General features: G+C 37.8%; 13 protein-coding genes. 9 read left to right on the top strand and 4 right to left on the bottom strand.

Annotated features, from left to right (window positions below; all coding sequences use genetic code 11):
- Positions 1 to 144 precede the first annotated feature (144 nt).
- On the bottom strand, positions 145 to 657 hold the full coding sequence (locus J7E66_RS19040; protein ID WP_215002695.1) for a phosphatidylglycerophosphatase A family protein: 513 nt from the start codon (positions 655 to 657) through the stop codon (positions 145 to 147).
- A gap of 197 nt (positions 658 to 854) precedes the next feature.
- Here J7E66_RS19040 and yutH point away from each other — a divergent pair, with 197 nt between their 5' ends.
- Positions 855 to 1865, top strand: a complete 1011-nt coding sequence (yutH, locus tag J7E66_RS19035) for a spore coat putative kinase YutH (protein WP_215002693.1) — start codon at positions 855 to 857, stop codon at positions 1863 to 1865.
- A 67-nt stretch (positions 1866 to 1932) separates the two neighbouring features.
- Here the strand turns inward: yutH and J7E66_RS19030 are convergent, their stop codons facing one another.
- Positions 1933 to 2190 carry a NifU family protein gene (locus J7E66_RS19030; RefSeq protein WP_246869831.1) on the bottom strand — a complete coding sequence of 86 codons (258 nt, stop codon included), beginning with the start codon at positions 2188 to 2190 and terminating at the stop codon, positions 1933 to 1935.
- A 135-nt stretch (positions 2191 to 2325) separates the two neighbouring features.
- On the opposite strand from J7E66_RS19030, the gene J7E66_RS19025 reads away from it, so the two are divergent.
- The gene (locus J7E66_RS19025; RefSeq protein ID WP_215002741.1) at positions 2326 to 2652 is read left to right on the top strand and encodes a YuzD family protein; all 327 of its coding nucleotides are present in this window, start codon (positions 2326 to 2328) and stop codon (positions 2650 to 2652) included.
- A 42-nt stretch (positions 2653 to 2694) separates the two neighbouring features.
- Here the strand turns inward: J7E66_RS19025 and J7E66_RS19020 are convergent, their stop codons facing one another.
- The gene (locus J7E66_RS19020; RefSeq protein ID WP_215002691.1) at positions 2695 to 3762 is read right to left on the bottom strand and encodes an NAD(P)/FAD-dependent oxidoreductase; all 1068 of its coding nucleotides are present in this window, start codon (positions 3760 to 3762) and stop codon (positions 2695 to 2697) included.
- A 225-nt stretch (positions 3763 to 3987) separates the two neighbouring features.
- Here J7E66_RS19020 and J7E66_RS19015 point away from each other — a divergent pair, with 225 nt between their 5' ends.
- Complete coding sequence (locus J7E66_RS19015; RefSeq protein WP_088089474.1) at positions 3988 to 4227, top strand: YuzB family protein; 240 nt, start codon at positions 3988 to 3990, stop codon at positions 4225 to 4227.
- 165 nt (positions 4228 to 4392) lie between these two features.
- Positions 4393 to 4758, top strand: a complete 366-nt coding sequence (locus tag J7E66_RS19010; RefSeq protein ID WP_215002689.1) for a HesB/IscA family protein — start codon at positions 4393 to 4395, stop codon at positions 4756 to 4758.
- A 45-nt stretch (positions 4759 to 4803) separates the two neighbouring features.
- On the opposite strand, the gene J7E66_RS19005 is transcribed toward J7E66_RS19010, so the two are convergent.
- Positions 4804 to 5802, bottom strand: coding sequence for an NAD(P)/FAD-dependent oxidoreductase (locus J7E66_RS19005; protein ID WP_215002687.1), 999 nt, complete (start codon positions 5800 to 5802; stop codon positions 4804 to 4806).
- Positions 5803 to 6269: 467 nt separating this feature from the next.
- Between J7E66_RS19005 and J7E66_RS19000 the strand changes: the two genes are divergently transcribed.
- The 5 genes from J7E66_RS19000 to J7E66_RS18980 all read left to right on the top strand — a co-directional run bounded on the left by J7E66_RS19000 (position 6270) and on the right by J7E66_RS18980 (position 9629).
- Positions 6270 to 7487, top strand: a complete 1218-nt coding sequence (locus J7E66_RS19000; protein ID WP_215002685.1) for an NAD(P)/FAD-dependent oxidoreductase — start codon at positions 6270 to 6272, stop codon at positions 7485 to 7487.
- Positions 7488 to 7571: 84 nt separating this feature from the next.
- Positions 7572 to 8063: an NUDIX domain-containing protein gene (locus tag J7E66_RS18995; protein WP_308162546.1), complete on the top strand. Its 492-nt coding sequence runs from the start codon at positions 7572 to 7574 to the stop codon at positions 8061 to 8063.
- Positions 8064 to 8219: 156 nt separating this feature from the next.
- Positions 8220 to 8345: a YuiA family protein gene (locus J7E66_RS18990; RefSeq protein WP_215002681.1), complete on the top strand. Its 126-nt coding sequence runs from the start codon at positions 8220 to 8222 to the stop codon at positions 8343 to 8345.
- Between the two features lie 176 nt (positions 8346 to 8521).
- Positions 8522 to 8845: a YuiB family protein gene (locus tag J7E66_RS18985; RefSeq protein ID WP_214714945.1), complete on the top strand. Its 324-nt coding sequence runs from the start codon at positions 8522 to 8524 to the stop codon at positions 8843 to 8845.
- A gap of 175 nt (positions 8846 to 9020) precedes the next feature.
- On the top strand, positions 9021 to 9629 hold the full coding sequence (locus J7E66_RS18980; protein WP_215002679.1) for a 3D domain-containing protein: 609 nt from the start codon (positions 9021 to 9023) through the stop codon (positions 9627 to 9629).
- Positions 9630 to 9712: the final 83 nt, after the last annotated feature.

Below are 9712 nucleotides of genomic sequence, written 5' to 3'. Positions count from 1 at the left end.
GCAGGAGTCTGCGTGCCTTCCGCGCAAATCAACAGGCCCATTAGCAGGTACAATGAATAATTAAATGCTGAGAATAAAAAATTGCCGAGAAAAATACCCTTTCTCGACAATCTGAGGATGGGGCAACCCCATCCTTTTTTTTACCTATTTTTTCTCTTTTTCCTCGCGGGCCACCCGGTGTGCGAGTCTGCTCGATGCGGCCGCTGCAATCGCACCAACAATATCATCTAAAAAGGTATGGCACTCTCCCGTTGATTTATCATTTAAATGGGCTAAAATCCCTGGCTTTAACTTATCGATGTAACCGTAATTTGTAAAACCAATCGAACCGTATACATTTACAATGGAAAAGGCTAGAATTTCATCCACACCATAGAGGCTTTCATCTGTTCCAATGATGGATTGAAGAGGCTCTTCAAGCATTCCTTTTTCAGCAAGTATATCCAGCTGTATTCCTGTTAAAATTGCGTTCTGTACCTCACGTTTTGAAAGAACGCGTTCCACGTTCGCTAAGCAATCTTCCATTTTTAAATTTTCGTGATACTTTTCCTGTAAAAAGAAAACTAAATCAGCGATGTCCTGTACTTCAACGCCTCTTTCTTTCAGCCATCTGCGTGCAGTTACTTCGGTTAGATTTACGTTTTTGTCGTCTGCCATTCCTCTGATCACCTTTTCTATGGATTTTCACTAAATATATACTTTATTATTCTAACTTATGCAAATTCACCTTAAAAAAGAGCATGGATAAAACCTTATATTCTCCATCATTTTTCTTCGTTATTCAGAAACAAGTTTTTTAAGCTAAATACATATACATGAGGTAAGAAAAGAGAAAGAAATGAGGTGGGACCTTAATGCTTCAGAAAATGCTGGAAAATCAATATGGCATTACGGTGGATGAATATGTAAAATTAGATACTTACGATGCGTTAAGAGGAAATGGCTGGCTCTACTTAATCTCCAAACCAACTGGTAAGGAAGAAGAGGATCTTGCCGAGCTTGAAAAAATATCGCAGCATTTAAGAAATTATGGCGATCAAAATGTCCCGGTCTTTTTGCAATCGAAAGAAGGTCATCTAATTACGACATGGGAAGAAAATAAATATTGTGTCTTGGCCAATCGACAAACGGAAGCACAGCGAAAAATAAAATTGGGGAGGAAATTGGCTAGATTTCATGAACGTGGGAGAAGGGTTCCCTTTCAAATAGAGAGGTCCAGCAGGATTGGCCAATGGAAGTCATTATGGGAAAAGCGGCTTGAGCAAATGGAAAAGGTTTGGAATGGATTGCTTTTTCAAACACCTGAAGATGAGTTTCAACGAATGTTTATTGATTCTTTCCCCTATTATTTAGGGTTAACGGAGAATGCTATTCAATATTTAGTGGATACCGAAATCGATGATGAACCATTGGAAACAGATAGCGGCACTGTTTGTCATGAACGTTTTACCCAAAAAACATGGGGGCCACTCAATAATTATATGATTAAAAACCCATTTGATTGGGTTTTTGACCATCGCAGTCGTGACCTAGCTGAATGGACAAGAGAAAGATACCTTCACAATTTTCAAACCTATGATGTGGAATTAAAACGATTTTTTGAAGAGTACCAAAGTATTTCACCATTGTCGCCTTTTACATGGAGATTACTATATTCGCGCTTAATTTTCCCGCTTCATTACTTTGAATGCATCGAGAGTTATTATATAACGACATCGGAACAGGATAAAAAGGTATTGGAGGAGAAGTTAACTAGAATTTTACGGCAGTCTGGCGAATATGAACGGTTTTTGGCTGGTTTTTATCAACTAACGGATGCCCCCATTAAGACTTTAAAACTCCCGCTATTGGAATGGCTTTATTAATAATTAATTACAGGTATCACGAAAAAAGCGATTGCCTCGGTAGGCAATCGCTTTTTTTGAGTATTATTTAAAATACTTGCTCTACTTCAACAATACCAGGAACTTCTTCTAAAAGAGCTCTTTCAATACCAGCCTTAAGTGTGATTGTTGAACTTGGGCAGCTTCCACATGCACCTAACAGGCGAAGTTTTACAATGCCTTCTTCCACATCTACTAATTCACAATCTCCGCCATCGCGAAGAAGAAATGGACGTAATTTATCTAATACTTCTTGAACTTGCTCAAAAATTTCTTGTTCTGCCAAATGAATCGACTCCCTTCCTATAGTTTATATTATAATGTCATCGGCGCTAAAAATCCATTATCAGAAATTAGGAAAACACACATTTAAAGACATTTTCTTTGTTTGTATAGTATAAATAAGATAGTCAATCTTAAAGGAAAAGGCAGGAATCATATGATGAATAGTCAAGAAGTAGAAATTGTTGTTTATGGAGCGGAACAATTATGCCCAAGTTGTGTAAATTTACCTTCTTCAAAAGAAACGTTTGGATGGCTGGAGGCAGCTATAGCTAGGAAATTTCCGGATCAACCTTTTAAAATGACGTATGTTGATATTTACCAGCCCACAGGGGAGAATGAACAACTCGATTTTGCCAAAAAGGTGGTCGAAGAGGATATGTTTTACCCGGTAGTTGTCATTAAAGAAAAAGTCGTTGGCGAAGGGAACCCTCGCCTAAAAACTATTTTTTCAGAACTAGAAAAATATGGGTATAAAGCAATTTAATGAGAAGAAGCATTCCATAACATCGGAATGCTTCTTATTTATTCAGCCATTATGATATTTGTACATCCAGAGTATACCGGTTTTAAGCATACGGGCGACGCGTCCTGTAATGGCGCGGTCTGCCATCATCCCAAAACCATGCTTTTTCCCCAGGGAACCAAGGATCCCCTTTAATTTAATTTGTGGGAAGGAAGCAGGAGGTTCTTCACCTTTCCAACGTCTCTTTAAGACTTCAACAATTTGTTCAGCCTGTCCCTCTGCTAATTGAGCACTTGGTGCATGGGGGAGACTTGCACAATCACCGAGTATAAAAACATGTTCATCATTTGGTAAATGATGAATTGGGGTAAGGACTAGTCTGCCCATTCCGTCTTTTTCCCCGTCCATATCGCGGACAATTTTATTGGCTTGAATCCCTGCCGTCCAGACAATCACATCGCAATGAATAGGCTGATCGTGATTGTATAATACATTTTCTTCCACCTTGGTAATATTGGAACCGTTGATAATTTCAACATTGTTTTTCACAAACCAATTTTCAACATATTTGCTTAAACGTTCTGGGAAAGAGGAAAGAATATGTTTTCCTCGATCAAATAATTTAATGTTTAGATCTTCACGGCTTTCACTTAATTCACTTGCTAACTCTACACCGCTAAGACCGGCTCCCACAATACCGACAACTGAGCCAGGTCCCAAATTGTTTAAGACGGAGTAAGTAAGGCGGGACTTTTCGATACTCTGTATACTGTAAGTGAACTGATCTGCGCCGGGAACATCATGGTACTTGTCCTCACAGCCAAGGCCGATAATTAAATCATCGTAGGCGATGGGTTCTGCATCTTTCATTACGACTCTTTTCCCCGCGGAATCAACGGCGATTACTTCACCATATTTTACAACTAATTGAGGGTGTTCCGGAAAAGCAACACGGACTTCTTTGTCTGAAATGGTTCCTGCGGCTAAAGCGTAGTATTCCGTTTTTAAGCAGTGGTAGGGTACACGGTCCACAAGAGTAATCGTTACGTCCTCTGGTAAATGGTTGGGGAAAAGTTCGTTTAAAACTTTCATCCCACCATATCCTCCACCTAAAATTACAAGGTTTTTCATTATTATTTCCCCTTTGAATATCCGGTTTTCATATTAAAAAAATTGGCTGAGTGCAATAAAAAAAGTAGTATAATTCTTTCGTTTCTTTACCAAATACGAGTATATCTAAAATGTGTAGAAATAACAACATTATTCATGATTTTCTTGACATCAGCAGGGTAAACATGGTAATTGACTAAGCAAATTAAATAGAGTAGGATAAGTAGTTGTGGAGAGGTGAAGGCAATGATTCAACCCATCATTGAATTTTGTATTAGCAATCTTGCTAATGGTGCACAAAAAGCACTTGAAAAATTAGAAAAAGATCCTAACTTGGATATTATTGAATATGGATGTCTTGGATATTGCGGGAAATGTGCAACTACCCTATATGCTCTTGTAAATGGCGAAGTGGTAACGGGAAAAACAGCCGATGAGTTGGTAGATAACATTTATCAATATCTAGAAGAAAATCCAATGTTTTAAGAAAAGCGGAAGCGCTAAGTTCATCAGTATGAATAAAATAAGGGAGCAACGCCGCTCCCTTATTTTTTATTATTCCATATATTAGTTAAAAGGATTCAATTAGTTGAGTAGTTAACAATCTGTGTATATAATTTAATAAAAGCCTCATTTAAGGAGGGGAATACAATGAGTAATGAAGTGGTTATTTTAACAGAAGCAGCTTCGCTCCATATTAAAGAAATGATGAAGCATAACGAAGAAGAAGGTGCACTGTTACGAGTCAGTGTAAAAGGCGGTGGCTGCAGCGGTTTATCTTATGGTATGGGCTTTGAGCATACGGTAAACGAAGATGATCTCACGTTTGAACAATTCGGGATAAAAGTGCTGGTCGATAAAGAGAGTGCTGCTATTTTACAAGGGACGAAGATTGATTTTAAAGAATCAATGATGGGCGGCGGCTTTACGATTGAAAATCCGAATGCCATTGCATCATGCGGCTGTGGCTCTTCGTTTAGAACGGCTACAACAACAGGTACACCAGAAGAATGCTAAAATATTGAACATGAAAAAGCGTCCGCTGAGGGACGCTTTTTTCCCTTATTTATTAAACATTGATGAACTGTGTAAAGGCTGGATTTTTGCTTTAGGATCAATGAAGGCTTTTGCATTATTAACGGCGGTTGGTGCTTCACCAAAGCCACAAGCAATTAATTTCACTTTTCCGTCATAGGTGCAAATATCGCCCGCAGCATAAATGCCAGGTATATTGGTTTCCATTTTCGAATTTACAACAATGGAATTCTTTTCGATGTCTAGACCCCATTCCTTAATGGGTCCAAGGGATGAGACAAAACCATAGTTACAAATAACAGCATCCACATCGAGTGTAACTTTCTCTTCACCATTAACCGTTTCAAGAACTACCTGCTTAATTCCACTTTCATCGCCAATAAGTTCGGCAGGAACATAAGGTGTCTTCACATCTACTTTTGAGTTATACAAGTTTTCGACACTATGTTCGTGAGCACGGAATTTATCTCTGCGGTGAACAATAGATACTTTCTCAGCAATTGGCTCAAGCATTAGTGCCCAGTCAACGGCAGAATCTCCGCCACCAAAAACAACAACTTTTTGGCCTGCAAACTGATTTAGATCCTCAATAAAGTAGTAGAGATTTTTTCGTTCATATTGAGCAGCGCTTTCTAGCTCTAAACGACGCGGTTGGAAAGCACCATTTCCGGCGGTAATAATAATCGTTTTTGAATAATGAACTTCTTTATTTGTTGTTAATTTGAACGTGCCATCTTCTTGTTTTTCTAACTTTTCAACAGATTGCTCAAGAGCAACTGTAGGTTCGAATTTGCGCATCTGTTCTTTTAAGTTATTTATTAATTCTTGTGCACGGATTTTTGGAAAACCTGCCACATCATAAATATATTTTTCTGGATAAAGCGCTGATAATTGACCGCCTAGCTGTGGCAAGCTCTCGATGATCTTCACAGATGCTTGTCTCATTCCTCCGTAAAAGGCGGTAAATAAACCGGTAGGGCCTCCACCGATGATTGTAATGTCATAAACTTTTTGATTCTCTTGCACTCCGTATCCCCCCCAACTTGTAGTTAGAAACTCTACACACTATAATATCATAAAACAGAAAATTCTCACATTATTATATAAGGTAATATTCGCAACAGAAACAATATTTTAAACTAGAACTATAAGATAACAGGCGATGCAATTCCTTATCTTTTAAAGTTAATTAATTTATAAAAATTGCTTGATAATCCTGTGAAAGTAGCATAAGATGTATTGAGGATAGATTGTTAAATTTTTGTGTCACAAAAAGCACATTTTTATGACAATCAGGAAAAAATATTTACTTTCTTAGCGTAATAAATCTCTGCGAAAATCGATATCCTGACCAAGCAGTTCGTTTTTTTTAGACTCATACGTGAATTATATCACATACATTTTTCTATTATTCAAAATAAAAATGGATAAAGCAGTGGAAGCTAAGAAAAAGAGATTTTATTCAAAAAAAATAAAAGGTGGAAGTGATCACTTTGAGAAAGCCTAAAATTGTTATTCTCGGTGCAGGTTATGGTGGACTAATGACAACAGTTCGCTTACAAAAATTAATCGGCGTTAATGAAGCGGATATTGTATTAGTGAATAAAAATGACTATCATTATGAAACCACATGGCTCCATGAAGCTTCTGCAGGAACGTTACATCATGATCGTGTCCGTTATGATATACGTGATGTGATTGATCGCAGTAAAGTGGATTTTGTTCAAGATACAGTAGTAGAAATAAACAAAGAAGAAAAAAAGGTTATTTTAGAAAAAGGTGAAGTCAACTATGACTACCTTGTTATTGCTCTTGGCGGTGAGCCAGAAACGTTTGGTATTAAAGGATTAAAAGAATTTGCATTTGGAATCTCTAATGTAAATTCTTCACGTCAATTGCGCGAACATATTGAATACCAATTTGCCACCTACAATATGGAAGAAGAGAAGAACGACAATCGCTTGTCTATTGTTGTTGGTGGTGCTGGATTTACAGGTATTGAGTTCTTAGGTGAATTAACAAACAGAATACCGGAATTGTGCCATGAGTATGATGTGGATTCCCATAAAGTAAAAATTATTTGTGTTGAAGCTGCACCAACCGTACTCCCTGGTTTTGACCCAGAATTAGTGAATTACGCCGTTTCACAATTGGAACGAAAAGGTGTCGAATTCTTAATTGGAACAGCGATTAAGGAATGCACGGAAGAAGGAATTTTTGTAGCAAAAGGTGATGAGGAACCACGTGAGATTAAGGCTGGTACCGTCGTTTGGGCCGCTGGCATTCGCGGGAACTCGATTGTTGAAAAATCAGGTTTCGAAGCCATGCGAGGCAGGGTAAAGGTTCAGCCGGACCTTCGTGTTCCTGGCTTTGAGGATGTCTTCATGATTGGTGACAGCTCCCTTATGATTAATGAGGAGATTAATCGTCCTTATCCTCCGACCGCTCAAATTGCTATGCAGCAAGGCGAAGTTTGTGCCCGTAATATAGCGGCCCTAGTTCGCAATAAAGCTGAGTTAGAAACTTTTACGTTTGACAATAAAGGGACTGTTTGCTCCCTTGGTGAAGATGATGCAATCGGTGTTGTTTTTGGTAAAAAAATAACTGGTGCCAAGGCATCCTTCATGAAAAAAGTAGTCGATAATCGCTCTTTATACATGATTGGCGGCGCAGGCCTAGTATTGAAAAAAGGTAAATTTAACGTATTTTAAAATATTTTAATGTGAAAGGGACAGAGAAATCTGTCCCTTTTTGATATGATTGAACAAATGAATTCTTTGTTAGGGGGAGTTTGGGTGAGCAATCGTGAAAAACGCGGGAAGGTTTGGTTGGCTGTTGCTGGGGTGGTAAAGTCTAAAGATGGACAATGGCTTGTCGTGAAGAAAAGATATGGCGGTTTAAAAGGACAATGGTCATTGCCAGCAGGCTTTGTTGAGATGGGGGAAACTGCGGATGAAGCAGTCATTCGGGAAGTCAAGGAAGAAACCGGTATTCAATGTCAGGTCAAGGGGTTCATGGGATTGAGAACCGGTGTTATTAAAGACGAAATTAGTGATAATTTACTTCATTTCCTGCTTGAACCGATAGAAGAGGGTGAGGTTATCCACCAGGAAAACGAACTCTTTGAAGCGAGATTTATGTCTCCAGAAGAACTTCTGCTCGAGAAAGACGCATCGATTATTCTCCACTACCTGATAAAAAATGATGTTTCCTTTTCGAAGCCAGGTATTAGTGACCTGAACCCTGGCGATCAATTCGGGTATACAGCCTATAAATTATTTTTATAATTTTTAGAAAATTTAAGGAACACTTAGTAAATGAAAGAATACTTAATGTGTATCCGTTTTCTTGGGGTAATTCGCTCGAATTCTGACCTTTCCATTTTAGCTAATCCTTGATATATTATCAGAAAATTAAGTTAATTTTTAAGGAGATGATGGACAATGACAGTTAAGAGTTTGGATTCAACAACCTGTGATTATTGCTCTGGAAAAGGATATTTTCAACTAGTACTAGGCGGATCAGAAACCTGTACGTGCTGTAATGGAACAGGCAAGAAAAAAGAATAAGGCTTTTTACCTTTTCTGTACCGGTTGGATAACGAGCCATAACTGCTTCTTCGAGACTTTCGAGGGGCTTTTTTTTTTCGTAAGGAAAGTATTGCCTTGCAAAAATAATTCGTTTATATTGACTCCCTTTTCGACATTAAGTACACTAAATGTTGATGTATAAGGGGGAATCTCGGATGCAAATGAGCATTGTGGTCTTAATCATTTCGATTTTATTATTCTTTGTTTTATTTTTTGGAATTGGATTTATCTTAAATATGCTTCTAAGAATGTCATGGGTTATGGCAGTAGTTTATCCAATTGTGGCAATTTTTATTGTAGATAAAGTAAGGTTTAGTGAATATTTTACAAATAGTAAAATGGCCTTCAACGAGTTGGGCCACAGGTTTACTTCGCTAGCAACTGCAGATATTCTTATCTTAATAAGTGGGCTTGCTGGTGCAGTCGCAGCTGGTTTTACAATCAAGCTTTTACGAAAAAATGGATACCAAATGTTTTAAGACTTTTAATAAATGAATACCAGATGATTTTAGACTTTTACCTCTAGGTAAGGGTCTTTTTTGGGGAACAAGGATTTATGGAATTGAAAAATCAGTTCTAAAAATTTTCCTCCTCCTTTTTTGAATAATTTCCTCTAGCTTGGGAATGAATATTTTGGGAGGAGTGAAAATTTTTATGAATAAAATGAAAAATTGGACTAGGCGTTTTGCGATGGTGTGTCTTTTCTTGATGGCAATATTAGCGACCTTCCAATCTATTTCCGGAGTAAATGCCGAGTTGCTAATTAAGCAATTTGCAACGGTTATCTCAACCACTGAAACCGTTGCTGGAACCTCACGTTCCTTAGAAGACGAAATTGATTGGTCAAAATATCCTAAGCTAACTGTTACAGCCACTGGTTATACTGCGGGAGTAGAATCAACAGGAAAGAGTAAAGGTCATCCTGAATACGGGATTACCTACTCAGGAGTAAAAGTTAAACGTGATTTATTTTCAACGATCGCAGCAGATTTATCTGTTTTTCCGATTGGAACGATTCTCTTTATCCCTGGATACGGGTATGGAGTTGTAGCTGATAAAGGCGGGGCTATTAAAGGGAATGAACTAGACCTTTATTATGAAACGGTAGATGATGTTTATAATAAATGGGGGAAAAAGAAGTTAGATATTTATGTCGTCGAAAAAGGTAATGGGAAACTGACAGAGCAAACACTCAAATCATTAAATGAAGATAAATCAATGCAAGTTTTTCGCGGGCAATACATTAGCTCGGAGAAACGATAGAAGCAGGCTGCTGGCCTGTTTTTTCTTTTAATAAATTTCAAGATAATTAGTTAGTCGAAATAAACGTTTATTCGTTATAATAA

Source organism: Bacillus sp. ISL-7 (assembly GCF_018613065.1).
Note: the sequence above shows the minus strand (reverse complement) of the source record. Positions and strands in the feature narration are given on the sequence as shown.